Source organism: Streptomyces narbonensis, assembly GCF_014649015.1.
Lineage (GTDB): Bacteria > Actinomycetota > Actinomycetes > Streptomycetales > Streptomycetaceae > Streptomyces > Streptomyces narbonensis.
Window position 1 is genome coordinate 1 of the sequence record NZ_BMSF01000119.1, and the last position, 741, is coordinate 741.

The following is a 741-nucleotide window of genomic DNA, read 5'->3' on the forward strand; positions in this document are numbered from 1 at the left end:
ATTTTCTAAATATATATTTTTTTTATTTTCTTTTTTTTTATTATTTTTTATTAACCGATTATTTTTTTTCTTATATTCTTCAGTAAATTCATTTATATTTTTTATTAAAAATTGCATTTCTCTATGTGCATAACATATAGCACCTAAAATTATTAATTCTGTTTTTTCTTTTCCTTCAGCTTCAACCATTAATACTGATTTTTTTGTTCCGGCTACAACTATATCTAATTCAGAATTTATTTCATTATTTATATTAAGCCAATAACCAATTTCTTTATTAAACCCAACTCTAGCAACTCCAATAGTATCTATTAAAGGTATATCTGAAATACCTATTGCTGCATATGTCCCAATCATAGCAGCAATATCTGGATTAGTTTTCTTTTCAGCAGAAATTACTGTACATATAATTTGAACTTCATTTTTATAATTTTTATTTATATTAGGTCTTATAGGTCTATCAATTAGTCTTGATGTTAATATTTCTTTTTCAGTAGGACGACCTTCTCGTTTAAAAAAACCACCTGGTATTTTACCTGCAGCATAAGTTTTTTCTTGATAATATACTGACAAAGGAAAATAATCTTGATTTTTTATATTTTTATTTACAACTACTGTACATAATACTACAGTATTCTCAATAGTAATAACGACACTCCCATTTGTATTTTTAGCTATTTTACCTGTTTCTAAAATAATATTTTTTCCACCATACTTAAATTTTTTTATATATAAAATCAA

General features: G+C 23.6%; 1 pseudogene. It reads right to left on the minus strand.

Going from position 1 to position 741, the window contains the following annotated elements:
* Positions 1-741, minus strand: a pseudogene (locus IE124_RS36330) (hypothetical protein); the annotation flags it as partial.